Source organism: Streptomyces sp. NPDC046349 (assembly GCF_055587885.1).
The window spans coordinates 123,345-149,178 of sequence record NZ_JBVJFK010000002.1; the positions used below are offsets into that span (position 1 = coordinate 123,345).

Annotated in this window: 22 protein-coding genes and 1 pseudogene; 14 read left to right on the plus strand and 9 right to left on the minus strand. The window is 70.3% G+C overall.

Annotated features, from left to right (window positions below; translation table 11 throughout):
- Window positions 1-916: 916 nt before the first annotated feature.
- Complete coding sequence (locus ACZ6JS_RS04250) at window positions 917-2,335, plus strand: DUF445 domain-containing protein (protein ID WP_469295670.1); 1,419 nt, start codon at window positions 917-919, stop codon at window positions 2,333-2,335.
- Here ACZ6JS_RS04250 and ACZ6JS_RS04255 read toward each other — a convergent pair.
- Together ACZ6JS_RS04255 and ACZ6JS_RS04260 are read right to left on the minus strand one after the other, a co-directional pair.
- Window positions 2,305-3,321 carry a hypothetical protein gene (locus ACZ6JS_RS04255; RefSeq protein WP_469295671.1) on the minus strand — a complete coding sequence of 339 codons (1,017 nt, stop codon included), beginning with the start codon at window positions 3,319-3,321 and terminating at the stop codon, window positions 2,305-2,307. The two genes, ACZ6JS_RS04250 and ACZ6JS_RS04255, sit on opposite strands and share 31 nt — an antisense overlap.
- Before the next feature lie 34 nt (window positions 3,322-3,355).
- Window positions 3,356-3,892 carry a GNAT family N-acetyltransferase gene (locus tag ACZ6JS_RS04260; protein WP_469295673.1) on the minus strand — a complete coding sequence of 179 codons (537 nt, stop codon included), beginning with the start codon at window positions 3,890-3,892 and terminating at the stop codon, window positions 3,356-3,358.
- A gap of 186 nt (window positions 3,893-4,078) precedes the next feature.
- Between ACZ6JS_RS04260 and ACZ6JS_RS04265 the strand changes: the two genes are divergently transcribed.
- From ACZ6JS_RS04265 to ACZ6JS_RS04290, 6 genes are all read left to right on the plus strand, one after another.
- A complete protein-coding gene (locus ACZ6JS_RS04265; RefSeq protein WP_469295674.1) occupies window positions 4,079-4,270 on the plus strand; it encodes a hypothetical protein in 192 nt (63 codons plus the stop codon).
- A gap of 39 nt (window positions 4,271-4,309) precedes the next feature.
- On the plus strand, window positions 4,310-4,606 hold the full coding sequence (locus ACZ6JS_RS04270; RefSeq protein ID WP_469296384.1) for a hypothetical protein: 297 nt from the start codon (window positions 4,310-4,312) through the stop codon (window positions 4,604-4,606).
- Window positions 4,607-4,751: 145 nt separating this feature from the next.
- A complete protein-coding gene (locus tag ACZ6JS_RS04275) occupies window positions 4,752-5,186 on the plus strand; it encodes a very short patch repair endonuclease (RefSeq protein WP_469296385.1) in 435 nt (144 codons plus the stop codon).
- 80 nt (window positions 5,187-5,266) lie between these two features.
- Window positions 5,267-7,360: a helix-turn-helix domain-containing protein gene (locus ACZ6JS_RS04280; protein ID WP_469295676.1), complete on the plus strand. Its 2,094-nt coding sequence runs from the start codon at window positions 5,267-5,269 to the stop codon at window positions 7,358-7,360.
- A gap of 35 nt (window positions 7,361-7,395) precedes the next feature.
- Window positions 7,396-8,337: a hypothetical protein gene (locus ACZ6JS_RS04285; protein ID WP_469295677.1), complete on the plus strand. Its 942-nt coding sequence runs from the start codon at window positions 7,396-7,398 to the stop codon at window positions 8,335-8,337.
- Window positions 8,334-9,287 carry a DUF6339 family protein gene (locus tag ACZ6JS_RS04290; RefSeq protein ID WP_469295679.1) on the plus strand — a complete coding sequence of 318 codons (954 nt, stop codon included), beginning with the start codon at window positions 8,334-8,336 and terminating at the stop codon, window positions 9,285-9,287. Before ACZ6JS_RS04285 ends, ACZ6JS_RS04290 begins: the two co-directional genes overlap by 4 nt.
- A 21-nt stretch (window positions 9,288-9,308) precedes the next feature.
- On the opposite strand, the gene ACZ6JS_RS04295 is transcribed toward ACZ6JS_RS04290, so the two are convergent.
- The 6 genes from ACZ6JS_RS04295 to ACZ6JS_RS04320 form a co-directional block, all read right to left on the minus strand.
- A complete protein-coding gene (locus ACZ6JS_RS04295; RefSeq protein WP_469295680.1) occupies window positions 9,309-10,586 on the minus strand; it encodes a DNA cytosine methyltransferase in 1,278 nt (425 codons plus the stop codon).
- 53 nt (window positions 10,587-10,639) lie between these two features.
- Window positions 10,640-11,626, minus strand: a complete 987-nt coding sequence (locus ACZ6JS_RS04300; RefSeq protein ID WP_469295681.1) for a DNA cytosine methyltransferase — start codon at window positions 11,624-11,626, stop codon at window positions 10,640-10,642.
- An 82-nt stretch (window positions 11,627-11,708) separates the two neighbouring features.
- On the minus strand, window positions 11,709-14,666 hold the full coding sequence (locus ACZ6JS_RS04305) for a Z1 domain-containing protein (RefSeq protein ID WP_469295682.1): 2,958 nt from the start codon (window positions 14,664-14,666) through the stop codon (window positions 11,709-11,711).
- Window positions 14,667-14,682: 16 nt separating this feature from the next.
- A complete protein-coding gene (locus tag ACZ6JS_RS04310; protein WP_469296387.1) occupies window positions 14,683-15,663 on the minus strand; it encodes a PD-(D/E)XK motif protein in 981 nt (326 codons plus the stop codon).
- Window positions 15,656-17,188: an ATP-binding protein gene (locus ACZ6JS_RS04315; protein WP_469295683.1), complete on the minus strand. Its 1,533-nt coding sequence runs from the start codon at window positions 17,186-17,188 to the stop codon at window positions 15,656-15,658. Before ACZ6JS_RS04315 ends, ACZ6JS_RS04310 begins: the two co-directional genes overlap by 8 nt.
- A 90-nt stretch (window positions 17,189-17,278) precedes the next feature.
- Window positions 17,279-18,283, minus strand: coding sequence for an SEC-C metal-binding domain-containing protein (locus tag ACZ6JS_RS04320; RefSeq protein WP_469295685.1), 1,005 nt, complete (start codon window positions 18,281-18,283; stop codon window positions 17,279-17,281).
- Window positions 18,284-18,339: 56 nt separating this feature from the next.
- Between ACZ6JS_RS04320 and ACZ6JS_RS04325 the strand changes: the two genes are divergently transcribed.
- From ACZ6JS_RS04325 to ACZ6JS_RS04340, 4 genes are all read left to right on the plus strand, one after another.
- Window positions 18,340-19,149, plus strand: a complete 810-nt coding sequence (locus ACZ6JS_RS04325; RefSeq protein ID WP_469295686.1) for a class E sortase — start codon at window positions 18,340-18,342, stop codon at window positions 19,147-19,149.
- A 71-nt stretch (window positions 19,150-19,220) separates the two neighbouring features.
- A complete protein-coding gene (locus tag ACZ6JS_RS04330) occupies window positions 19,221-19,565 on the plus strand; it encodes a DUF6412 domain-containing protein (RefSeq protein WP_469295687.1) in 345 nt (114 codons plus the stop codon).
- A gap of 113 nt (window positions 19,566-19,678) precedes the next feature.
- On the plus strand, window positions 19,679-20,458 hold the full coding sequence (locus ACZ6JS_RS04335) for a YidC/Oxa1 family membrane protein insertase (RefSeq protein WP_469295689.1): 780 nt from the start codon (window positions 19,679-19,681) through the stop codon (window positions 20,456-20,458).
- A gap of 122 nt (window positions 20,459-20,580) precedes the next feature.
- Window positions 20,581-21,438 (plus strand): fumarylacetoacetate hydrolase family protein, encoded by an 858-nt coding sequence (locus ACZ6JS_RS04340; RefSeq protein WP_469295690.1) that lies wholly within the window; start codon window positions 20,581-20,583, stop codon window positions 21,436-21,438.
- 135 nt (window positions 21,439-21,573) lie between these two features.
- On the opposite strand, the gene ACZ6JS_RS04345 is transcribed toward ACZ6JS_RS04340, so the two are convergent.
- Complete coding sequence (locus ACZ6JS_RS04345) at window positions 21,574-22,680, minus strand: Gfo/Idh/MocA family oxidoreductase (RefSeq protein ID WP_469295691.1); 1,107 nt, start codon at window positions 22,678-22,680, stop codon at window positions 21,574-21,576.
- A gap of 56 nt (window positions 22,681-22,736) precedes the next feature.
- Between ACZ6JS_RS04345 and ACZ6JS_RS04350 the strand changes: the two genes are divergently transcribed.
- The 3 genes and pseudogenes from ACZ6JS_RS04350 to ACZ6JS_RS04360 form a co-directional block, all read left to right on the plus strand.
- On the plus strand, window positions 22,737-23,939 hold the full coding sequence (locus ACZ6JS_RS04350) for an ROK family protein (protein WP_469295693.1): 1,203 nt from the start codon (window positions 22,737-22,739) through the stop codon (window positions 23,937-23,939).
- 583 nt (window positions 23,940-24,522) lie between these two features.
- A complete protein-coding gene (locus ACZ6JS_RS04355) occupies window positions 24,523-25,275 on the plus strand; it encodes a hypothetical protein (protein WP_469295695.1) in 753 nt (250 codons plus the stop codon).
- Between the two features lie 58 nt (window positions 25,276-25,333).
- Window positions 25,334-25,828: pseudogene (locus tag ACZ6JS_RS04360) on the plus strand (GntR family transcriptional regulator); the annotation flags it as partial.
- Between the last annotated feature and the right edge of the window lie 6 nt (window positions 25,829-25,834).

The window sequence follows — 25,834 nt, forward strand, 5'->3', positions numbered from 1 at the left end:
GGGCGGCCTTCGGTGTCGGCGGTTCGGCTCCCGCCGCTGTGGCTGGTCGCCGGGGATTCGGCGCGGCGGGGGCGGCGGCCGCGGGGCGGTTGCGGTTCGGCAGGTCCGGCGCGGTCGGGGCGGCACGGGTGGGGCGGTGCCCCGCCGGAGTGTCTCCTCGGCTCGGCGCGTGCGGCCCGGTCCCGGCGAGGCGGCCAGGGGCGCGCGCTCGTCCTGCGGGGACACCCCGCCGTGTCCCCACCAGTCGCCCAGATTCGACAACCCTGCCCCCGCGGACGGGAGTGCCTCATGCGGCCGGGCCACGGGCCGGCCGGGACACATCCGGAACCGGGCTCGCGCGGCACGGAGCGGAGGCGCGGAGGGGTGCCCTGTGCGCCCCCTGCGACCCGCCGCCCGGATCCCGCCCGGCGGGTCGTCCCGGTTCGGCCGGGGTGGCCCTGTGGAACCGGGCTCGCGCCTGTGGCGCGGGGACGGGGAGGGGTGTCCCCGCAGGACGAGCGCGCGACCACGGCTCACAGCCGTGACGGCTCGCACGCGCCGAGCCGAGGAGACACCCCTGCGCGGCCCCGCGACCGACCCGAACGCGAGCCCGGACCCCGCCCCGCCCCGCTTCCTGCGAAGGACCCGGCTTCCGCCCCGCTCCGCTCCCCGCGAGGGGGGACGGCCCGGCTCGCGCAACGGGGCGGCGTCTCCGCAGGACGAGCGCGCGGCAGCCTCCCCCCGGACCGGGACGAGCCCGCGCCGGGCAGAGGAGATACGCCCCGCGCGAGCGGGAAGGCGGGGGGTACCGGGGCCGGTGGGTCTCGGGGGCACTCCGCCGCGGAGCGGCATCGCAAGGGCCGGGGCCCACCCGACCGGCTACCCCCGCGGGAGCGGAAGGGCGTGGCGGGAACTCCACCGCCCTCCCAGGAGTCGGATGCTATGCAGACAAACCCGGCGCCCCGGGGGAAGGCAGGAGCACGTGGACAACCACAGCAGAGCCGGCGGCCCAGCCAACGGCACAGCCAACGGCAGAGCCGGCGGCATCGCCACGCCGGCGGCACCACCGCCGTCGCCGCCCACCCGCGGAGCGTTCGTGTTCAACGCCGCCGACGAGGAGCGCCGCCGCGGCGTCCGCCGGATGAAGGCCATCGCGACCGGCCTGCTGCTCCTGGTCGCGTTGGTGTACGTACTGGCCAAGTACGCCCAGCACGCCTGGGGTGCCGGCGGCTGGGCCGGCTACGTGGCCGCCGCCGCGGAGGCCGGCATGGTCGGCGCGCTCGCGGACTGGTTCGCCGTCACCGCCCTCTTCAAGCGCCCGCTCGGCCTGCCCATCCCGCACACCGCGATCATCCCGACGAAGAAGGACCAGCTCGGCGTCACCCTGGGCGAGTTCGTCGGCGAGAACTTCCTCTCCTCCGACGTGGTCCGGGCCCGCCTCCACTCCCTCGGCATCGGCGGCCGCCTCGGCGCCTGGCTGGCGGATCCCGCGCACGCCGACCGCGTCACGGCCGAACTGGCCACGGCCCTGCGCGGCGCGCTGACGGTCCTGCGCGACTCCGACGTCCAAGCCGTGGTCGGCGAGGCCATCACCCGGCGCGCCGAGAGCGCGGAGATCGCTCCGGGCCTCGGCAAGACCCTGCAGAAGGTCGTCGCCGACGGCGGCCACCGCCGCGCCGTCGACCTCATCTGCGCCAAGGCGCACGACTGGCTGATCACCCACGGGGACTCGATCACGGACGCCGTCCAGGGCGGCGCCCCCGGCTGGACCCCGCGGTTCGTGGACCGCAAGGTCGGGGAGCGCGTCTACAAGGAGCTGCTCCGCTTCGTCACGGAGATGCGGGACATGCCCGAGCATCCGGCACGCGCGGCGGTGGACCGCTTCCTGCGGGACTTCGCGGGCGACCTCCAGTCGGACACGGAGACGCGCGCGAAGGTGGAGCGCCTCAAGTCCGAGATCCTCGCGCGTGACGAGGTCCAGGACGTCATCGCCTCCGCGTGGGCGGCGATCCGCTCGATGATCATCTCGACGGCGGAGGACGAGCAGAGCGAGCTGCGCCTGCGGGTCCGCGCCTCGCTGATCTCCCTGGGCGCCCGCCTGGCCTCCGACGCCCGTCTCCAGGCGAAGCTGGAGGGCTGGATCGAGGGGGCGGTCGTCTACGTGGTCACCACCTACCGGAAGGAGATCACCTCGCTGATCACCGACACGGTCGCGGCCTGGGACGCCGAGCACACCTCCCGCAAGATCGAGGCCCACATCGGCCGCGACCTGCAGTTCATCCGGATCAACGGCACGGTGGTCGGCGCCCTTGCGGGCCTGCTGATCTACACGGTCTCCCGCGCCTTCGGCGCGTAGGGGCCCGACTGGAGCGGCAGCTCCAGCTGGGCGTGTCCGCGGGCCGTGACCTGCGGCGGGGCGGGGCGGGCGGCGCCCAGGGCGAGCAGTGAGCGCAGGGCGGCGATCAGGTCCGCCGGGTGCTCCCGCACGATGGCGGGCGTCGTGCTGGCCACCAGGACGCCCCGGGCCTCCATGCGCAGTCTCCGGCGCAGGGTGGCCTGCCAGGAGTCGCGCGTGTAGTGGTATTCCGCGGAGTCGATCTCCAGAGCCACGCCCTCGTCGGGCCAGTACGCGTCCGGGCTGGCGAGGAAGGACCCGTCGGGTCCGTGGAGCCGGGCGTTCCAGAGCGGCGCGGGCAGGTCCGTGGTGGACAGGGCGTCACGGGCGCGGCCCTCGGCGATCGACCTGACCCCGGCGACCAGTTCGGCGGCCGCCGTCCGGACGGCCGGGCGGTGCCGGACGCGGCCCGCGCGCAGCTCGGCGTGCAGGTCGTCCGGGTGGCACCAGCCGCCCTGGACGACGTTCGCGAGGACGGAGCGTACGAGGTCCGGGTCGTCGGTGCGGGCCGCGAAGTCGGTGGCCGCCCGGACCGGGCGGGTGCTGGGGATCCCGGCGATGGTGATGGTCGCGGGCCGGCGGGCGGTCGTGGAGGGGCGCACGTCGCCGGTGGCCGCCACGGACCGCGGGGCGCGGACGATGACGTCGAGGGGTTCGGGCGGCGCGTCGCGGATGCCGAGGAGGGCGAGGGCGGCGCCGCCGGTGAGCGCGGCGGACGTCCCGGAGAGCGGGTCCGCGGCGGGCGGGGCGGCGTACAGGACGGCGGAGAGGGCCTGCTGCCGGGTGTCGGGTGGGCCGGTCTGCAGGAGGTACACCCGTGGCAGGAGCCGCTGCCAGGGTCCTCCCCGGCGGCTTCGGCCGCTGATGGTGGCGGCCGGGACGCCGGCCTGCCGGAGCTGGTGGTGGGTGGCCATGTTCAGCTGGCGTTGCGCGATACGAGTGATCATGCCCCCGGTATGCCCGGTGGCGGACGGCCGACGCTCAGGCCGAAGGGTGGTTCGGGGCGAGGAAGACGACGACTGCGTTCTGCGTGCCGGGCAGCGGCTCGACCTCGTGCCAGCCGAGCCGGTGGTAGGTGGCCACGGTGTCGGTGGCCATCCGGGCGGTCAGCAGCCAGGCTCGGTCGTCCGGAGCGTCGGCGGTGATCTCGGCCAGCAGGGCGCGCCCGGTGCCGTGCCCGCGCGCGTGCGGGCGTACGGCGAGTTCGTCGATCTCCAGGGCGCCGACGAGGAGTTCCCTTACGCGCTGCCGGCCGAGCTGCGCGGCGACCTGCCCGTAGGCCCGGCCCGTGGGGAAGGTGCGGGGGGTCAGCCAGGCGGTGGCGAATCCGTCGACGCCGAGGTGCGACTGCGCGAAGGCGGTGCGGAAGCCGGTGCGGCGGCTGTCCGCCTGCAGCCGGACGGCGAACTGGCGAATGGTTTCTTCACCTTCGTTCCACGGTGGGGCGGAGAAGACCTCGCCGTAGGCGTCGGCCAGTTCCTCCGTCAGGTCGAGGACGGCCGGTCCATAACAGATCACGTTTGCAGCTCCTTGGGCCGTCTTGGGTGGCTTGGGTCGTATCGCCCCTGTCGAAGGCCGAATCTACGCCCGGGGCGACCCCTGGAGGGGAGGTCGACAGATCCGGAGGGTGTGCGACAAATCCGACTTCCGTACGGTGTCGCGAGCCACCCGTATCGGCCCGCCCGGCCCGGCGTTGAGCCCGGTGTGCGCAACAACATCCTGAGCAGAGCCCTGATGGGCCTCGCCGCCTGCGCGGTGGCGTTCTTCGTGGTCCTGGGGGTCATGGCCGTGTTGCCGCAGGCCCTCCAGGACGCCCTGCCCGACAACGTCCTGGGCGGAGCCGCCGTCGTGCTGGCCGTGGCGGCCGCGCGCCGGTTCGCCCGCCGGACGCGTTAGCCTCGTTCGGTGACGTTCGAACGGCTGGAGGCCCCCGCGATGGCGCAGTTCCCCACATCGGTCGTAGCCGCAGGCGGCCTCGTCGGCGGATACGCCGCCGCCCGCTGGAGCGGGAAGCGCCCGCTCGGCGGCGTGGTCCTCGCGGCGGCCGGAACCCTCGCGGCCCGCGAGTGGCACCGCCGCACGTCGCCGACGACGACGGCGCTGCTGGGCGCGGCCTACGTCGCCGCGTTCGCGGGCTCGCACCCGTTGGCGAAGAAGATCGGCGCCTGGCCGGCGGTCTTCACGGCGGCCGCCGCGATGGCCGCCACCACGTACGCCGCCGCGGACCGCTAGACCGTCGGCCCACCTGCTTTTCTCGCCTCGCGAGTTCTTCGACCGCCGGCGTCCACAGGCGCCGGCGGTTTGTGATGCCCCCGGAGTGGGGCCGCCTCGGCCGGTTCACAATGGTGGGGTGGAGAAATTGGTTACGACGACTACCGTGCGTGCTCGAATGAGTCGCCAGAAGAGCCGCGACACTGGCGTGGAAATGGCGTTGCGCAAGGCGCTGCACGCTCAGGGGGCTCGGTACCGGGTGCATCGAAGGCCGGTGAAGAGCGTGCGGCGTGAAGCCGACATCGTGTTCGGGCCCGCCCGGGTGGCGGTGTTCGTCGATGGTTGTTTCTGGCACGGCTGCCCCTTGCATGCCACGTGGCCGAAGAACAACGCCGAGTTCTGGCGCGCGAAGATCGAGGGTAATCAGCGCAGAGACTGCGACACCGATGCCCGGTTGGCCGAGGCGGGATGGCTCGCCGTGCGTGTCTGGGAGCACGAACAGGCGGACGAGGCGGCTGTGCGTGTGCTCGCCGTGGTCGCCGGCCGCCGGGCTGCTTCGCGTTCCAAGGCTCGGAGGCAGGCACCCATCTCGAATATTTGACAACGGACTCTGTGTCAAATGACTCCTGTTAGGGTGATCAAGACGTAGGCCGAGGCGAGCGGGACAGCGGAGGGCGATGCATGGAGCACCCTGGTGAGGAATTCGGTCCGTGGCTCGCACGGCAGTTGAACCGCATGGACATGTCCCAGTCCGACCTGGCTGGCCGACTCGGGCTGACCCGTGCGGCCGTTTCCGCTTGGGTGAATGGGCGGGCGGAGCCTCGGGAGGAGACCAAACGGGCGCTCGCGGAGGTGTTCGGCGCCAATCCCGCCCTGGTCGACAGTCGGACCACCGACGTGGCGGCCCACCGCCCATTGCGGTGGCATCACCGGACGGCTCATGCGGACGGCGGCCGTGAGTACGGCAATGCCGCGGCCTTCGCCTTCGACGCGGACATGTCCGTACTGGCCCGCGAGGCCACCCAGAACGCGCTTGACGAAAGATACGAGGCGGGCGCTCCGGTTCGGGTTCACTACACCCTGCACGAGCTGACTGGCGAACATCTCTCGTCGTTCCTGGCTGCACTCCAGTGGGACGAATTGCGCCCCCACTACGATCGCGCGGCTGCGGCAGAGCAGAAGGTGTCGAGGAGCCTGCGGGCGGCGTTGGACGAACTCGATTCGAAGAAATCACTGTTCCTCCTGCGGGTGGACGACTTCAACGCCAACGGACTCACCGGGCCGGAGTACCAAGACGGTCGATTCGCCGCTGTGGTGAGGCGTCAGCTGGACAGCCACAAGCAGTCCGGAGGCCGTGCGGGCGGCTCGTACGGGCTCGGCAAGGCAACCCTGTGGGCCGCCAGTCGCTTCGGCCTCGTCCTCATCAACTCCACGCTCTCCGAGCCGCACGAAGGCAGGACCGAGCGACGCGTCATCGGACGGCTCGACCTGCCGTGGCGGCAGGTCGACGGCGAGGCCTTTGCGGGACCGGCCTGGTTCGGCGAGCCGGACACGGACCCCGCGCACAAAGACGTGTCGCGCTCTTGGTGGGCGGACGAGGAGACGGTGCGGAGCCTTTACCTCGAGCGGCACACGGGAGAGCCGGGCACGTCCTTCTTGGTGGTCGGTGCCCATGACGCGTCCGGGGACGCCGAGGAGTTGCGTGACCTCCACGACAAGCTCGTGCGATCACTTGCCGACGGCTTCTGGGCGGCGATGATCGGAGGAGCCGCTGCCGGCCCGCTGTTGGAGGCGCGGGTTTCCACTCTTCGCAACGGCCAGGTCGTCGTTCCCGATGAACGTGTCGATCCGCACGCCCGTCATCCCGCCTTGAGCCGCGCACTCCAAGCCCACCTCGACGGTCACACGGTGGACAACCTCACCTCGGAGGAGCAGGTGGCGCGTGCCGAAGTGCCGTTGATCGTGACGCCCCTCAAGGGGCGCGGCAGGACCCGCGACAAGGGGCGCGAACACTTGGCGGTCCTCCTGGTCACTCCTGCCGCGGACGCCGACGCGCGTCACAGCCGGGTGGTGTGCATGCGAGGAAACCGCATGACCATCACTGAGCATCGCCCCCGCGAGCTGCCCTTGGGAACGATGCCGTTCCAGGCCGTGCTGCTGGCCGGCTATGCGACGGACCGGGACGGGGAGGACGTTGCTTTGGCTGAGGAGTTCCTGCGCGCCTCGGAGCCACCCGAGCACGACCGTTGGGACCGGACGGAGGAGCTTACCTCGCTCTACGAGCGGGGTGCCGTCAGCCGTCTAAAGGAGTTCCGCAGCGATGTCGACAAGGCGGTGCGTGCCTTGGTGGGCAGGCGCGAGACGAAGCGCGCGGGCGGCCCCGCTGCCCTGCGCGAGCTCTTGACCTGGGACGCACCCAACGGCTCGGTACGGCGTACCCAGGCGTTTCCCACAGTCCGCGACGTGGTGGCGCGTGTAGTGGAAGCGGGCGCTTGGAGTATGACCGTGGAGGTCAGGCTTCCCGCGGCCGAGGACCCGTGGCGGTTGACGCCCGTAGCGAAGTTCGACGTACGTTCGGGAGGTCGCCCGGTGGTCGGATGGGCGGCGTTGGAAGCCGACGCAGACTGCCGAGTGGAGAACGGTGACCTCGTCGTGGAGCCCGGAGTGCGCAGGGCGGTTTTCCGCGGTGTCACGAACCCGGCCACGCACCCCGTTCGCAGTGGGTACGCGCGACTCGTCGTGGAGGTTCAGAAGGCTCGCGGAGGTTCGGTGTGAAGGCGGTATTCCCCTATCCGACGGTCTTCGGGGACGTGGAGCTGAGAGTGGTGTCCGTCTCGGTGGACAACCGGGAACTGCCTTACGCGATGATCTCTGCCGCAGACCGTGCGGTCGCCTTGCATCAGGCAGGGCGGGGCGCATGGGAGCGGGCGCGGCTGCGCCTTTCGGTGACCTTCCCGGAAGCGGAGATCAGCTCCGGCCCGTGGTCCGACGTGGTCTTTCTCGCCGTGCTCTCGGAGAAGGCGACCAACGCCCGTACGACTGCGGTTCTGACGCGGTCGGCGGACGGGACGATGCAGGGAACCATCGAGCTGGATAGTGCGGCCCACCTGCGGAGGGCCACGCTCGGGGTCTCCGTGGTGGCTACGGTTGAGGGCGTGGCGGGCCGGCTGGTGGGGTCCGCAGCGCAGGACTGGTACGTCGACCTGAAGGCATCGACGCCTGCCCGGCAGCGCGAGATCGAGATCGTCGAGGTGAACTTCAAGGAAGGCGAGCTCGAGTGGCTTCGGCCATACAAGGAATCCGCCTGGATCGTCGAGACCACGGGTGATGTTCCGACCGTGTACCTCAACACCGGAGCCGTCGAGGGGCTGATGGCGGCGCTTCGCGGATCCGGTGGCAGCCCGGCGGAGCGGATGCTCCGTGATCTCGCGGCCACCCAGATCGCCCAGGACGCGTGGACCGCCATGTTCCACACGGCGGTGAGCGATCTCGACACGGACGAGGACGGCACTCCGATACTGCCGAAGGGGTGGCGGGAATCGGTGCTGCGGTCAATGCTCCCGGACGTGCTGCCGGGCCGCCAACCGACTGACGCGCTATACGAGATCGTCGAACGACGGACCAAGGGCTACGGCTGGGCCGAGATCCAGACGGGGGTCCAGTTCGCAGCAGGGCGAAGAAGCCGCACGACGAGGAACCTGACCAATGCGGTGCGTTCCGTGCAGAACCTCGAAGGAGTCGGCGGTAGATGATGAACAGCGCGGACGTCAGGGAACTGCCTTCGACTCTGGCCCTGTTGGCAGATGCCGCGGTGGCCAAGCACATCGGTCGAGCCGTGCAGACCGGACAGGAGCGACCACCCCAGGTGGCATTGCGGAGGGCTGCCGAAGCCCTGGGTGCTGCCCACCGTTGGCGGACCGAGCCGGTGCGCGTGTTGGTGGACGAGGCGATGCGCCGCTTCGAAGACCGTCGCACGGCTGCGGACGGCTGGTTCGCTCCTCGGCTGCATGCCACCTTGCGGATGACACGGGCGGAGGCTGCAGACGGGCGGTTGTGGAACTTCATCGCGATGGTGGTCGCCCCAGACTACGTCGTGTGGCGGCACAGGGGATCGGACACGGACGGTGGGCCGGGCGCCGCGACTGCGGCCCGCTTCTGCGGACCGCACTACACGCAGGCCTTCTCCCGACTCTGGTGGGCCGCCGAGTTGTTCCGTGACGGGCCCGACTATCGGCCGACCGAGACGGCCTGCCGGGTGCAGGACGTATTGCAGACAACGATGCGCCTGGACGTCATCGATCACCGTCCGACGGCGCAGGCGATCCTGCAGGTTCTCGATCGGCGACTCGCCGCAGGCGCGTCCCGCCCGGGAGACCTGGCCAACGCGCTCTCCGCGGCGGTCAACGCGGCCGGTAGCACCCTGGTCTACGACGTGTTGGCGCCGGATCGACCGGCCGACACCGACGCCCTCCAGGACTGGATCGACGACGCGGAGGATGCCGCGGCGGCACCTTGGGATCGACTGCCCGAAGGCCCCCAGGACGGTGAGGTGAGCCGCGCCTCGATCGACGCCCTGATCCCGATCTTCGAGCAGTTGTTGGACGAGGCACCGATCCGGGATCGCGCGGCCGGAAAGAGGAGCGTCCCCTACCCGCGGCAGCCGACAGGCGTGAGCCTGGGCAAACCGTCGGACAACCTTTGACTGGGTGGCCCTGCGGCCTGGTCAGCTGTGGCGTACAAGGAAGGTGTGGATGGCCTCTGCCAAGGCCTTGCCTAGGCCGACAGGCACTGCGTTGCCGATCTGGCGGGCGATCTCGATCTTGCTTCCGTACCACTTGAAGTTCTCGGGAAACCCCTGGATGAGAGCAGCCTCGTAGTGAGTGATCGGGCGGTGCTCCGTCGGGTGGAGGTAACGTCCCTTTTCAGGCTTGTAGAACTCTGTTCGGATGGTCACCGAAGGAGCGTTCTTTCGCATACGGCCCATCACATCGCCTGATCCGGAATTATGCTTGTCCCAGCTCTCCGTGGAGAGGTAGAACTCCTGCCCCTTCAGTCGCCCGTAGTCCTTTTCCGTGGAAAGGCGAATGCGCTTCGCCCGGTCGAGGCGATAGCTGACTCCGCGCAGATCCTTCCTGTTTCCGTTCTCGGGGATTGCCATGTACCGGGCACGGGACAGGTCCTCGGGGTTCCTCCCGAAGTGGAGATCCGTCGTCAGGTAGTGCCCGGGAATGGCATCGGTGGAGGCCGCGTCATCGCGCGGATCGGGCATGCGCGCCAGAACCGGGCGCTTGGCGGAAAGCTCGAAGACCGTGGAAACCGGAACCCAGCGAGGCAGGGCCTGGCCACCGGGCAGGGAGTCGAAGAGGGTGTCCTGGGCCCCGTCCGACTCGTAGCCGTATTTGTGGTGCGTCGGTGTCGGGTGCCGCAGGGGCTCGGCGAAGTCCTTGTGGGTGCAGATGACGATCACGCGCCGTCGCGCCTGCGGGACTCCGTAGTCTGCGGCGTTCAATACAGCGGGCACAACCGTGTAGTCGTGGAGTGGGTGCCCAGGCGTTTCGGCGGCCGAAAGGAGTTCCGCGTACTGCGCGGACTTCAGAAAGCGGTCGACGTTCTCGATCACGAACACCTTGGGGTGGACCTTGGCCACCACCCGCACGTACTCCTGCCAGAGTTCGTTGCGAGGGTCCGTCGGATCTTCCTTGCCGAGTCCGGAGAACCCCTGACAGGGCGGGCCGCCCATGATCACGTCGACCTGACCCTTGAAGGGAGTGGGGTCGAAGTTCGCGATGTCGCCGGCGAAGACATGCGAACCGCCGAAATTGGCCGCATATGTCGCCGCCGCTGCCCGGTCGAACTCGACGGCGGCGATCGAGGTGAACGGCCCCGATGCCCCACCGGGGGTGTACCGGCTGAACCCGGAGGAAAAGCCCCCAGCCCCGGCGAACAGATCCATGACGCGGATCTGCCCATGGTCAGACGGCTGAGGGTGCGTTCTGGTCATGGGGGTCAAGTGTAGTCACCGAGCCGCAAGCCCATTGCGCCCTTCCCCTGGCCTCAGGACCGCAGCGCGGCGGCGATGGCCGTGCCCAGCGCGCGTCCGACCGGCGGCGGTGAGGCGTGGCCCACCTGCCGGTACATCGCGGTCTTGCGACCCTCTATCCGCCACGAGGGCGGGAATCCCTGAAGCAACGCGGCCTGGGCCACGGTCAGCGGCATCATCCCGGCCCGGCCGAGTTCGGGATTCCATTTGAAGCCGGCGTCCGGCACTGTGTCCGCCACGGTCCCTCCATCCACCCCCATGCGTGCCCAGGCTCGCTTGGACCCCGTCGGTCCGAGGTCTGCGCCGCCGCGTTCCCACGACCCGCCAACAAGCGTGGGAGCGGGTTGGTCGGCCTGCTCGGCCCACTCGTGTGCGCCGGACCAGCCGCCGGCGGCCATCGATTCCAGCAGGGCCTCACCGACCGTCGTGTGTGCATCGGTGGTCGGAGGCGGCTCGACGAAGGCATCCAGCGCATCGCCCTTGAAAGCGACCAGAATGCCCTGGCGGCGAATTTGCGCGACGCCGAAATCCGCTGCGTTCACGACGAACCAGGTATGGCGATAGCCAAGGTGTGTCAGTTCGTCGGCGACATACGAGCGAATCGCCTCGTAGTCCGGCTTCGTCACCAGGTCGGGCACGTTCTCGACGAGCAGCGCCCTGGGCTGCACACCGTGGAGGAGCAACATCGTGGCTCGGAGCAGTTCGAGTTCGGCCTCGCTGTCACGGCGTGCCACGGTGGCCGTGGCCTTCACCCGCGGCAGGCCGGCGGACATGAGGTCCACGTCGTAGGTCTCGGTGTGCTCGGACGGGTCGAAGTCGAGCAGGTTCGTCTCGAGGACGTTCCAGGAGGGCCGATTGGAGCGCAAGGTCCGGCATGCGACGTCACGGTTGTCGAGCAGGAGCACAGGGTCGAAACCGGACTGCTCGAGCCCCAGTGCCAGTCCACCGGCGCCCGAGCAGATGTCCAGAGATCGAAGCCGCCTCGTCGTTTTTGTGCTCATTTCGTCCCCCGAAATCGCTGTATGCGAGGTGGTGGTGAGGCGGGTCCGCCCGTCTCACCACCACCGTCGACCTAGCCCTGGATCAAGTCCTGTCGATCTCTGTGACGTCGATGATCGCATTGGGCTTGGAAGAGATAGTCGTGAATTGGACGACTTGGCCGTTCGCGCTGTGAGCGGAAGCCGGTGCCACGAAGGTGAACGCCATGACGAGTTTGTCCGAATCGATTCGGCCGGCCGCGTCGATGGAGCCTTGATGCGCCGTCTCCACGACTGGGTACAGAACGATCGCACCGCGTCGTTCGGCCACCAGCTCCTCCGTGGCCACATCTCCCGAGGGCCCCAGAGCTCCTGCGATTCGGTGGGCCACCCCGCGGTGCTTCTTGTCGCTTATTGCACCGAAGAGCGGCCCCCGGTCAGCACGGCGATCACGGGAGAACCACGAGTAGTGCCGCCCTGCCCTGCCGAGGGTGACGGTCTTGCCGGCGGAGACCGAGGCGTGCTGGGGAGCGAGCACGACCCAGTCGTCCACCTTGCCGGCCTCGGTGATCTCCGAGATGTACCGAAGATGAGGAGGGAATTGCTCTGGTACCTCCCAGCGCAGTCCGCAGAGAGTGTGCAGGACGGTGGATGCCGAGAAGACGCCGGTAAGCGCGCTGAAGCGATGGACGATCGCCTTGTCCTGGAAGTGGTATCCGTACGTGCCGGCCTGTGATCCAAGTGATTCGAGATACGGAAGCCACAGCTCGGTATTGCGCCGGATGTCCACGCCCTTCTGCGGGTAGGCGGTGGGTTCCTCCCAGCGTCCGGCAGACCGTACGAGTTCCAGTCTGGCGTTGTACATCTTGTTCGGACTGGTCGGCTTCAGCCACGGCAGGTGCTGCGAGACCAGTGGAGGAATCTGTGAGGGAGTGATCTGCGGCCGACCGTCCACCATCACGGAATACCGTTGCAGCTCGGAACGGAACGCTTCCTCGTCGAGGCAGATGGCCTGGAATGCGTCGTACAGGTCCACCTCGGCCCGTCCCGTGGTCTCCCTGCGGCCGAGGTAGAGGCGTACCAGATCGCGGTACCCCTTGCGGAATCCGAACCAGCGTCCCATCTGCATCAGCGTGGAGGCGTTTCCGGCCCGCCGCCGGAAGAACGATACGGTCAGCCCCTCGACCGTGAAACCGCGGGCCAGCTTCTGGCCCCCGATGAGGATCTTCCAGATCGGGCGCTTGTCGAAGTCGGCCTCGCCCGTTTCCAGGTCCTTGTCGCCGTTCACGACGATGATCGGCTGACCATCACCGCCGATGCGCACGCTCGCCGGCCCGACGAAGCGCATCAACTCGTCGTAGGAAGCGGGAACCGCCTGGCCGTCGGATCGAACCTCCGACACCGGAGCGACGTCCGTCTCAAAGAGCTTGCGCAATCTCTCGTGTCCGCGGGGACCCGTGTAGCCGGCGTTGTGCCACAAGTCCAGCACACGGTCGTGCAGCTCACGATGGACCCCGGTGCGCACCGACTCGTGGACGAGCATCGTGTGATGTTCGAAGTAGCCGTCGCCGAGTCCGCCCACTTCTTCCCGGTACAACTTCATGGCGGCCGTCAGCACGAACATGTCCATGGCCTGCCGCAGGCAGGTGTCGTCTTCGGCGTCGTCGACGATGTCGCGGACATGCGCCCTCTCGTTGGAGTTGGCCACGGTGCGCTCGTGCTCTTCCACTTCGCTGTCCAGGTCGTGGAAGTCGCGTGCCCCCATGTATCCCTCGGGGCGGGGCAGCGAGATGAGGAAGTCCTTCGGGAAGATGTCCTCGGTGTCGCTCGGGTCCACGAAGACGTTTGCGAAGGGCGTCGCCGTGTAGCCCACGTACTGGGCGCGCGGCAACATGTTCAGCAGTTTCGAGATTTGCTCGTTGATCGCGCTGCGCTGGACGTCTGGCTTGGAGGTGTTGACCGAGGCCTCGTCCGACTCGTCATCGATGATCAGGACGGGGATTTCCGCCAGTGGGGTCTTGATCTTGCCCAGGTCCTTGACGAGTTTCGCCAGCACCGTCTTGTTTTTTTTCACCACCATCAGCCGTGCCGAGGAGCGGTGCAGGTTCTCCCGGTCGTACAGCGGAAGGGCTGGTTCCCGCTTTTCGAACTCCAGAGCGGTGATGCCTTGCAGCAAACTCTTGTAGTCGTCGTCCCGAGTGGTCATCCGCACGATGTCGAATGCCCCCAGAGCGGAAGGAAGGCTTCCGAAAGAAACGAACTTTCCGGCCGTCCAGGCCGGGTCGTCGGCATAGTCCGATTCCAGCTCGTCCGCCCCGCGCAGGATGTTTTCCTGCCCGACGAGTTCCATGTCGAGGCGCCTCTGGGTCTGGGCTCGCAGCATGTTGAGCGTTCCCCCGAGAACGATCACCAGTCGATAGCCCGCATCCACGGCCTTGGCCATGACGCCGGTGAAGTTCGCGGTCTTTCCGGACTGCACGTAGCCCACGACGAGACCCTTGGACTGGTACACCGCCGAGTCGGTCGGGTCGGCCAGTCGCTCGACCACCTGGTCGGTTGCCACGTCCAATGCGGCCACGGCGTCGGCCGGCCACCCCTTGGAGGAAAGCAGGTTCCGATAGGCGGGCCAATAGTGCGGTCGGCTGAGCTGCGACTGAGGCGTGTACCAGGGCTTGTGCTCCGGACTGATCACCACGGAGGTGGCAGCTCTCGACACGGGAATCAGCCCGTCAAGCAGCGTGCGCGTGGCCTCCTTGAGTTTCAGTAGACCGTGGACTGCGGCCCTGCGCTCGTCCGTGCGCGGGGGTGTGTCGCTCCATGCGGGCTGGTCGACATAGTCCCAACGCGTGAGCTGCTTCCGCCAAAGCTCGACCAGCTGGTCTGTCGAGCGGGCGCTCTTCAGCGCCGTTTGGAAATCGTCTTCGTCGGCATACGTCGCGGCTTCCGGGGCCATGTCCTCGGCCTGGTAGGCGAGTGCACGTGCCAGGCTCTTAGGCCTGCTGCCGTCGAGATCGGAGAGCACGGCGCTGTGCAGCGCGATCCGGAGGGTTTCGGTGCTTGTCAATTGAGGTCCTCGTCGGTCACGGAAGACGGAAGTCGGTGAGGTCGACCGGCGAGCCGGGTGCCGAGCTCAAGTGGGTTATGTCCATGCGGTAGTCGATCGACGAGACGTGCTCCCGAACGGCGAGGGGGATCATCGACTCGGTCAGTCTCGGCAGCTGCTCGGCCGGAACGAGCAAGGGCGCGGCACGCAGGGCCCATCGCTCGTCGTCCGGGTCGCTCTCGCTCCAGCCTTCTGCCGCCAAGGCGGCCTCCAGCCTTGCCGACGCGATGCGGTCCGCGGCCCGCGCCTCAAGCACCACCGAGGTCACCGAATCGCGCAGGGAGCGGCCACCGAGGCCGCCTCGCGTCAATTGAAGGGAGGCAAACCACAAAGGACGGCCGGGGCTTTCCGTGAGTTGTTGCATCCCGTGAATCGTGTGCCGTCGCCTTTCCGAGACAGTGGTCTTCACCTCCAGATCGGACTTGGGCAACCCGAAGTCGTGCTGCTCTGCCTTGGGACCGGTCCAGGCTTCGATCGCCTGCGCCCACCCATGCGTGCGGGCCACGGTACGCAACACGGCAAGTTCGCCGTGCAGCCCGATGCGACGCTCCGCTCCGAGTCCACGCGGCTGATTGAGCAGCCGACCCCAGGCGTGCACCGTCTCTTCGAAGGCCTGCCCGATGTCGCGCTCCCCTGTGACGATACGGTCGGCGACGGCAATAAGCAGGTCGTGGAAGTCGCGCATCAACGCCACCTGGGTCGTGCGGATGCGAGCCATACGACGGCCGCCACGGTGCACCTGGTCGATGGTCACCGCCGGCAGCGACGAGCGTGGTGGCTGTTGGTGTCGATCGAGTTCCACCTGAAGTGAGATGTCCTCCCCACCGTCACCGATCTCGTACCAGACCGTGGGTCTCGCTGTCGGTGCCGAGAGCAGATAGCTGGCTGCCTGACGTTCACCGAGATAGTGCTCGACGGTCGACCAGGCAAGTTCCGGGGAGCCGCCCGTGTCAGTCATCGTCACCCATGCGTTCCAGCTCGGTACGCGCAGCGGCCACCAGGATGGACTGCCACAACTGCAGGTTGTCCTTTTCCCGGCTCCCGCTGTACTCCTTCTCGAACACCTGATGGAGCAGCAAATACATGAGGGATTTCAAGGTAGGGGCATCGTTGAGGCCGCCGCGCCTTCCACCGAGAATGGCCGAGCGATAGTGGTTGTTCAGGACGATCGTCCGATCTTCCCTGTCGACGTCGAAGAACAGGCTGTTGTCCAGTGACTGCCAGCGGATGGCGATGGGATCCTCACCCGGCAGAAGGGGCAGCTCGTCCTCGATCGCCTCTCGGACGATTGGGTCGAACCCCTTGCCCGGCCCGACGACGGCCTTTCGGGTCGTTCCCGCCCGCTTGCGCGCCTCGCGGTACACCGACTCGGCATCGGCGACGTAGTCGAGGAAGCTTCGCCCCGCGACATCTCGAGCCTCTTCCAAGGCGGAGACGAACTCGGGCGAAACCTCGACGCCTTCCTTCTTCACGGTGAGTCGGAAGACATCGTTGCCGTGGGGTGGCAGGTCGATGGCGACACGGGAAAGCGAGAGGTGCTGATCCGGCTGGCGGAAGTTGTTCCATCCGCCCGCCTGTACGAGACGATTGTGTCGGTAGAAATAGAAGCCCTGGCGGTCCAGGACGGAGCCGACCGCCTTGTACCCGTCCAGTGTCGACTTTGCGGGCCATACATGGGCGTCGAGGGACACGGTGAGGGTCGAAGCGAGCTCCACCGTGAAGCGCCGCGGGTAGTCGGCGTGGCCCGGGACCGGATATCCGAAGGGGTCAAGCGGCTCGACTCCGAAGTTCATGTACTCGGTCCCAGTGTTCACGTCCTCGACCGCGATCGTGATGTTGAAGTCTTCCCGCGCGAGGAATCTGTGCAGGTACAGCCCGAGCTGGAGACCGAGTCGGTTGATGGTCCGGTGCAGGTAGCGGTCGGTTTGGCCACCTCCGCCGTTCCGGGGGAAGTTCTTGACCCCGTCCCAGCGTATGACGGTGCCCTGCCAGGTGATCGGCCGCTGGGCGTACCGGTCGATCAGGGTCTGTGCGTAGTCGGCGTTCACGATGTCGCACTGGTATCCGTTGACGGCCCGTTCCATCAGCCAGCGGCGACCCACGGCCCTCGTTCTGCGCGTCTTGCTGACGACCGTCACCGCGGACGCGTGACTGAGGGACGCGGACTTCAACCCGGTGCCGAACATGCCCAGTGCCTCGGAGGCGTAGTCGCGGCGGCCCCCGACGGTCATGGCGACATCCAGTTCCTCCTCGGTCATTCCCTTTCCGTCATCGATGACGAGGAGGCTGACGAGTCGGTCCTCGTCACGGAGAAAATGGATCACCACGTCCCGGGCCCCGGCGTCGATCGAGTTGTCGACGAGGTCGGCGATGGCGACCTCGAATCCATACCCCTGACTGCTGAGCGCCTCCATATATCGGGCGTCGGGTGGAAGGTGCTTGCTGCCAGTGGTGGGAACTTCGAACTGCCAGTCGTCGCTCATGGCCTGCCTAGGGGCTCGTTGAATCGAGGACGAGCCTAATCCGCGACTGTCCCCTATGGCAGGTGTGGGTACGTACGGCCGAGAACGCAATCAGGGGCCGGGTTCCCCGTGGCACTCCGAGTACGGCTTGCCCGACGTGCACCAGCAGGGGGCCGTGGGGGTGGGGGGCCAGGGGGTGGCCTTGCCGCGGGCCGCGAGCGTCGTGGCGTATTCGGCCAGGAGGCTGGGGGAGGCCGGGGAGGTCTTCTCGGAGGCCGCGAAGGCCTCGTACGAGGGGACGCTCGCCGTGACGATGCCCAGGTTGGTTGTGCCCGAGGCGGCCAGCGCGCGCAGGGAGCTCTCGATCTCCCGCAGGTGGGCCTCGTGCGAGGGGTACTCCGAGCCGAGCGTCGGGTAGCTGGTCAGCAGCTCTGACAGTTCGCGCTGCGGCCAGTGGAGGATCGCCACCGGGAACGGGCGGGACAGGGCCGCGCGGCGGTCGCCCAGTTCGGCGCGCAGGCGGGCGATCTCGGCGCGAAGCTCGGCGGGGTCGTCGGAGCCGAGGGCCCAGATGCGCTTGGGGTCGTGGAGTTCGTCGAGCGGGATGGGGCCGATGTGGCGGGTGTCGGCGACCATGTCCCAGTCGTCGTGCGGGCGCCCCAGGAGCCGGCGCACCCGGTGGCGGCCCGTCAGGAGCGCGGTCGTGGCCGGCGTGAGCGGGGTCGAGTCCGCGATCAGGAGCGTCGTGGCCTGGGTGAAGCAGTCCTCCGAGGCCTCCAACTCGTCGTGCGCCTCGAGGGCTTCCGCGATGACCTCCCACGGGGCCGGATCCTTGGGGGAGGCGGCGCGGATGCCCGCGATGAGGGCGCGGGCCTCGGCCTCGTGGCCGTACTCCCAGAGGTTCGCCGCCTGGAGGGCCTTGATCAGGTGGGGGTCGGACGGCGAGGAGGCCAGCAGCTGGTCGTAGAGGGCACTCGCCCGGTCCCGTTCGTCGGCCAGTTCGAGGTGGGCCGCGGCCTGGAGGAGCAAGGGCTCCTGGTCCTCGGGGTAGCGGGTCGCCGTGCGGATGAGGCGCTCGGCTTCGGCGATGTGCTCGGCAGGCGTGTCGGGGCGCATGGTTCACACCGTACTGCTGCTGGTCAGTTGACGGGGGAGGACTTAGGGTGCCGCCCGTGCGGGATCACATACGTGTGGTGGTTCAGGGGAGGGGCCGGCGGGCGCGCCGGGCCGGTCTCGTGGGGGTCCTGTGGGCGATCGCCGAGCTGACCGTCACCGTCGGTGTGGTGCTGTTGTTGCTGGTGGTGCACCAGGTGTGGTGGACCAATCGGCAGGCCGCCGCCGCGGCGCAGCAGCAGGTCCGATCCCTGGAGCAGGCCTGGGCCCTGGAACGGGCACGGGCGGACGACTCGCCCACCTCCGGGCCTCCTTCTTCCTCGCCTGGCGCTTCCGCCGCTCCGTCCCCTCCTTCCGCTTCCTCCGCACCCTCCCCCGTTCCGTCCGAGGCCGCGGCCGTGTCCCGGCCCGCCGCCGAGCCGTCGGGGGCGCGCGGGGCGTACGCCGTCCTGCGCATCCCGCGTCTCGGCCTCGTCGTCCCCGTCGCGCCGGGCATCGACAAGCGGGCCGTCCTCGACAAGGGGTACGCGGGGCAGTACCCCGGGACCGCCGGGCCCGGGGCGCAGGGGAACTTCGCGCTGGCCGGGCACCGCAACACCCACGGCGAGCCGTTCCGGTACATCAACCGGTTGCGGGCGGGCGACGAGCTGATCGTCGACGTGCGGGGGCGCAGGTACACCTATGTGGTGGGGAAGGTCCTCGGCGAGACGACCGAACGGGACACCGGGGTGATCGCGCCGGTGCCGCGGAGCGTGGTGAAGCCGGAATACGGGTACGGCGAGCCCGGCGCGTACATCACCCTGACCACGTGCACACCCGAGTACAGCTCGAAGTACCGGCTGGTGGTCTGGGGGACCCTCAGGTCCTGACCGCGCCAGCCGTTGTCGGTGGGCCCGGTTACCATCGATCGAGAACAGCGCATGGAGTGGGGGAGGTTCGCGTGGATCGGTCACGACGCCACGACGTCACGCTCACCCGGATCGTCCGGGTCCTCTCCGTGCTGCTCCCGCTGGTACTCCTCGGGGGAACCGCCGGCCTGTTCGCCGGGGAGGGCGGGCTGGGCGCAGTGGTGGTCGCCGTCGCCGCGACCGTCGCCGCCGTCTCCGTGGGCGCCGAGGCCCTGGCCGCCGCCGCACGCCTCGTACGGCCCGTGCCGCCGCACCGCATACGCACCGCGATCCGTGATCGCGAGCAGCGCACGGCGTTCCTGCCGCAGCGCGATCCCGATGCCTCGGGCCGGTCGCGGCCCAGGGCACCCGGCCGTCTCGTCCCGACGGCCGCGTAGGGGCGCGCAGTACTTCTCGCCTTCTGCTGACTGATCACTGTTGTCGTCCCTCGCGGGTCGTCACGCCGAAATTCACCCTTTTCGACGTTGGACGAGACCCTCGGAGGGCCCGCGTGTCCGTTTTCACCCACCTTGTTGCCGAGTTGGGCCGGCTTCTGGAGCCGGTGCTGGCAGAATCCGCGACCGCTGCCGCGATCGTGCTGTTCACCGTGCTCGTACGGCTGGCCCTGCACCCGCTGAGCAGGGCCGCCTTCCGCGGTGCGACCCCGGTGGCCGGCTGCCTGCCGTTGCTGCTCCAGCTGCCGGTGTTCTTCCTCATGTACCAGGCGTTCTCCTCGGGGAACGAGCTGCTGGGCCACCGGCTGTTCGCCGCGCCGCTGGGATCCCGGTGGACCGACGCGCTCGGGGACGGCGGCCTGTTCGGGCCGCAGGGGCTGGTCTTCCTCGCGCTGTTCGGGGCGATCGCGGTGGTGGCGGCGTGGAGTGCCGTGCGCGGGCGCCGGTCGGCTGCCTCGGCAGCGGCCGCCGCCGCTGCCGCCGCCGCGAGCAAGCCGGCGAAGGCGAAGCCGGTCAAGCCGAAGCCGGTGAAGCCGGTGCAGAAGGGGGGCGCCGGGACGGGGGCCGGTGCCGGAGCTTCCGGTCTGCCCGAGCTGAGTGCCGAGCAGCAGGAGGCCATGCGCAAGCTGGGCGGCGTACTGCCCCTGCTGTCCTTCGGAACGCTGATCACGGCCGCCGTCGTGCCGCTGGCCGCCGGGCTCTACCTGCTCACCACCACCGCCTGGTCGGCCGCGGAGCGGGCCTGGCTCGAGTACCGCAAGGCGCGCGTCGCGGCACGCCCCGCGGCACCCGCCGTCGAGCAGTCGGCCGACGGTGCAGCGCGTTCCAGCCTGTGAACAGGGTCTTGCGGATTGGGTGGACATCTTGGAGGATCAACCAATCCTCCGATGGCCGCAACCCATCGTCCGGCCCGGGGCATGCCCATGGGCCGACCACTCACGACCACGGGAGAATGCCCATGAAGCTGCTGCGTGTCGGACCGGCCGGATCGGAGCGCCCCGCGCTGCTCGACCAGGACGGGACTCTGCGGGACCTGTCCGGCCTGATCACGGATGTGGACGGCGCGCTGCTCGCCGACGACTCCGTGCTGTCCCGGGTGCGGGACGCGGCCGAGTCCGGTGAGCTTCCGGTCCTGGACGCCGAGGGGCTGCGGATCGGTGCGCCGGTCGGCCGCATCGGCAAGATCGTGGGCATCGGCCTGAACTACTTCGGGCACGCGGCGGAGATCGGCGCGGAAGCGCCGGCCGAGCCGATCCTCTTCCTCAAGGCCGCGGACACCGTGGGCGGCCCCGACGACACCGTCCTGATCCCGCGCGGCAGCGTCAAGACCGACTGGGAGGCCGAGCTCGGCGTCGTCATCGGCAGTACCGCCCGCTACCTGGACTCCGCGGAGCAGGGCCTGGCGCACGTCGGCGGCTACCTGCTGGTCAACGACGTCTCGGAGCGCGAGTTCCAGATCGAGCGCGGCGGCACCTGGGACAAGGGCAAGAACTGCGAGACCTTCACCCCGCTCGGTCCGTGGCTGGTCACGGCCGACGAGATCCCGGACCCGCAGGTCCTGGACGTGAAACTGTGGGTCAACGGCGAACTCAGGCAGGACGGCAACACCTCCGACCAGATCTTCCCGGTCGGCGAGGTCGTCCGGTATCTGAGCCGGTTCATGACCCTTCACCCGGGCGACGTCATCGTCACCGGCACCCCGGCCGGCGTGGCCATGGGCCAGCCGGAGCCGAAGCCGTACCTGCGGGCCGGCGACGTCGTGGAGCTGGAGATCGAGGGGCTCGGCCGCCAGCGTCAGGAGTTCAAGAGCGCGTAGCCGCTGCAGGAGGCCGCCGTGCCGGACGCCGCCCGACAGGAGGCCGCCGCGCAGGAGAAGGAGCAGCAGGAATGGGGGCGGGCGGGGCTGCCAGCGTGGCGGCCCCGCCCGTTCCGCATGCGCGCGCCGCGGTCGTCACGCGGTCCCGGGCTCGGGGGTGACGGGGAGCTCCACCGCCACGCCCTCCTGGGACGACATGCGGGCCGCCTCCAGTACGTCGAGGCAGCGTGCGGCCTCGTGGGCGGTGACCGGGGCCGGGCCGCCCGTGCGCAGGGCGGCGGCCACTGCCGCGTAGTAGGCCGGGTAATCGCCCTGCTCGGTCGGCACCGGGGCCCCGCCGCCGGTCAGCGGGGACTCGCCGGAGCCCACCCGCCCCCACAGGTGCGGGGGCTCCTCGCCCCAGGGCAGCCGCCCGTCAGGCCGCAGCCCCTCCCGCAGGGCGCCCTCCTGCGGGTCCAGGCCGTACTTCACGTAGCCGGCCCGCGAGCCGAGCACGCGGAACCGCGGTCCGAGCTGGGCGGTGGTCGCGCTGACGTAGAGGTGGGAGCGGACCCCGTTCGCGTGGGTGAGGGCGATGAAGGTGTCGTCGTCCGTCTCGGCGCCCGGGCGGCGGGCGTCGGTCTCCGCGTAGACCCGTACGGCGGGCCCGAACAGCACGAGGGCCTGGTCGACGACGTGGCTGCCGAGGTCGTACAGCAGCCCGCCGATCTCCTCCGGAGCGCCCGACTCGCGCCAGCCGCCCTTCAACTGCGGGCGCCAGCGCTCGAAACGGGACTCGAAGCGCTGGATCTCGCCGAGTTCGTCGTCGGCGAGGAGGCGGCGCAGGGTGAGGAAGTCGTTGTCCCAGCGGCGGTTCTGGAAGACGGAGAGGAAGGTTCCGCGCCGGTCCGCCAGGGCGGCGAGCGCCCGGGCCTCGTGGGCGGTGGCGGCGAGCGGCTTGTCCACGACCACCGGGATGCCGGCTTCGAGGGCGATGGTGGCGAGCGGGACGTGCGTCTTGTTGGGCGAGGCGACGACGACGAGATCGAGCTCGCGCTCCCACAGCTCGTCGGCGGTGGGGACGGTGCGGACGTCGGGGAACTCCGCGCGGGCCTGGGCCTGCCGCTCCGGGTCGGAGGTGACGACCGTGTCGAGGACGAGTCCGTCCGTGGCGGCCACGAGGGGGGCGTGGAAGACGGAACCGGCGAGTCCATAGCCGATGACGCCGACGCGAAGTGGTGCAGTGGTGGCGGGGGTGCTCATGGGAACCACTTTGGCAACAGTGTTGCCGAAGTGCAAGGAAGGTGGACAATGGGCCTGTGAACAGGGGTAGCGGGAGCGGGAACGGCGGTCACGGTGAGGCGCACGGCAGGCGCGGCGGGGCGAACCTGCCGGCCCTGCGCGGCCACAACGACGCGCTCGTGCTGGACCTGCTGCGCGCCGCCGGACCGGGCGGCATGGGCCGCACGGAACTCGCCGCCCGTACGGGGCTCACCCCGCAGGCCGTCAGCAAGATCACGGCTCGGCTCGGGGCGGACGGGCTGGTCGCGGAGGCGGGCCGCGCCGCGTCCACCGGCGGCAAGCCGAGCACCCTGCTGAGGCTGGTGCCGGACGCGCGGCACGCCGTCGGAGTGCACCTGGACCGCGACGAGCTCCGGGCGGTACGGGTGGACCTGGCGGGCCGTGTCGTCGCCGAGAGCAGCGGCCCGCTCGACTTCGGGGCCGGGCCGGAGGCGGCGGTCGAGGCCGTCGTACGGGCGGTCGCGCGGGTCGGCACCCCCTCCGGGCCGCCGCTCCTGGGCGTCGGGGTGGCTGCGCCGGGGCCGCTCGACCACCGGGCCGGGGTGATGGGGCGGGTGACGGGGTTCCCGAGTTGGAAGGACTTTCCGCTGAGGGGGGTGCTGGAGGGGCGGCTGGGCCTGCCGGTGCTGCTGGACAAGGACACGAACGCCGGTGCGGCCGCGGCCGCCGGGGCGTGGCTCAGGGCCACCTGGCCGGATGCGGATGCGGATGCGGATGCCGAGGTGGCTGTGGCTGCGGCCGCCGGGCAGGATGCGGAGGTCTATGCAGGCGGCGGGGCCCGCACCTGTGTGTACCTGCACATTGGGACCGGTCTCGGAGCGGGACTGTGGCTGGGCGGCGGGGTCTACCGGGGTGCGCGCTCGGCTGCGGGGGAGTTCGGCCATCAGGTCCTCCTGCTGGACGGACCGCGGTGCCGCTGCGGGGCGCGCGGCTGCGTGGAGGTGCTGTGCCTGGAGGCGGTGGCCCGGGGCGATCTTCCCGAGGCGGCACGGATCGTGGGCGAGGCCGCGGCCAATCTGGTCGCGCTGCTCGATGTGGACCGCGTGCTGCTCGGCGGGCGCGTGGTGGCGGCGGCGCCGGATGTCTTCGTGGCCGGTGTCGGAGCCGTTCTCGCGGCACGCGCACTGGATCCGGCCCGGCCCGTGGTCGCCCTGGCGGGGGCGGGCGTGGCGGAGGGTGCGGCGGAGATGGCGCTGACGCCGCTGTTCGGGCGCGGCTAGGCTGCCGGGCCCCGCGGGGGGCGGTGCCGCTGCCGCTGCCGCTGGGTTGCCGGGTGCGGCGCCGTTGCGGGGGCTCCGCCCCCCGGGCCCCCGCGCCTCAAACGCCGGCGGGGCTGGAGGAGCGGGGCTCCGGTCCCGGGCCCCCGCGCATTGGGTGCGGGCGGAATGGAAGAGGGGGCGGCTCCGCCCCGGCCCCGGCGCCTCGAGGGCCAGCGGGCTGAAAGAGCGGTCCTCCGGCACCAGGACCCCGGCCTTAGGCGCGGGCGGGGCGTGAGGGGCGGGGCTCCGGCCCGGGCCCCCGGCGGGTGCAGGAGGGGCGGGGCTCCGGTCCCGGGCCCGTGCCTCAAGCCCCCGGGGCTGGAGGAGCGGGGTTCCGGACTCGGAGCCCGGCGGGGCTGGAGGGTTGGGTGGGTGGGGGGCGGAGGGGTGGGGGTTGACGCCTGCACCGTTCGGGCGTAAACCGGAACAACTCAGGCGTGGTGTGCGGTGACGGTTCGAGCGTGCGTGGGAGGGTGCGGGCAGGTCGGGGTGATTATCACCTCGTCCGACCATCGTCCTGTCCGGCGAGCAGCAAAGGTCTTCCATGCGACTGCGCAAAGCCCTTGCCCTCACCGCCTTCCTCTCCGCCGTCCTGGCCGCCACCACCGCACACACCGCCGGCGCGGACATCGGCACCGGTGGCGGCGCCCGACCCGCGCCCGCGATGCCGTCCCGGGTCCAGGCCACCTGCGGGGACGGCAAGAGTTCCGCCTTCCCCATCGGGGCGCGCATCCGCGGAGGCCCGGCCGTGTACCGCACCGGCGGCGAGCCGCAGACCTGGTACCTGGACCTGACCAACACCACCGACTCCCGGTGCACCGCCATCCACCCCGTCGTGGTCCTCACCGACCAGGCCCGCACCCTGCGCCCCGCCCACCTGCGGATGGAGTTCGACGCCCCGGGCGGCACCCTGCCCGCCGGCCTCGAACTCAGCGACCGCGACGAGATCATCGCCGTCTTCGACGGCGGCGACGCCTTCCCCGGTTTCACCGTCGGCCCCGGCGGCACCCGCACCGTGAAGGTTTCCCTCGCCTTCGCCCCCGACGCCCCCACCGGTGCCGTCGTCGCCGACGCCGCCCTCGTCCAGCGCAAGGGCGACGACGGGGACTGGATCGGCGAGGCGGGCGGCTACCGGTTCTCCGTCGAGCACCCCGAGGACTCCGTCGAGGCCGGCTCCCTCGCCCACACCGGTCCCCGCCAGTGGGCGTACGGCGCGGGCGCCGTGGCCGCGCTCGCCGCAGGCGGCGGTCTCCTGCTGGGGGCCCGCCGGCTCCGCAACCGGGCCCGCGCGCACTGACCCGCCCGCGCCCTGCGTCCCGTACGGCGGCGGCGGCCGCCCCGCATAGAGCCCCGTTGTGGAAAAGAACCTCCAGGGCCACCGCGCCGGCTCGCCCGTGCGGTCCGGCATCCCCGAGCACGGCCGCATCCCCAAGTACTACGCCGTCAAGGCCCGGATCGCCGAGCTGTTCGACGAGCTCGGCGAGGGCGGGACGCTGCCCACCGAGCGGGACCTGGCCGAGCGGTACGAGGTCTCCCGAGAGACCGTCCGACAGGCCCTGCGCGAGCTGCTGCTGGAGGGTCGGCTGCGCCGCTCCGGCCGCGGGACCGTCGTCGCCGGGCCCAAGCTGGAACAGCCGCTCTCCCTCGCCAGCTACACCGAAGGCGTGCGCCGCCAGGGCCGCCGGCCGGGCCGGCAGCTGATCGGGCTGGAGCAGTTCCCCTGCCCGCCCGACCTCGCGCCCGGCATCGGGGCGGAGCCCGGCGAGCCCGTCTGGCACCTGGAGCGGGTCCTGCTCGCCGACGACGAGCGCGTCGGCTTGGAGAGCACGTATCTCCGGGTGGCCCGCGCCGCTGAC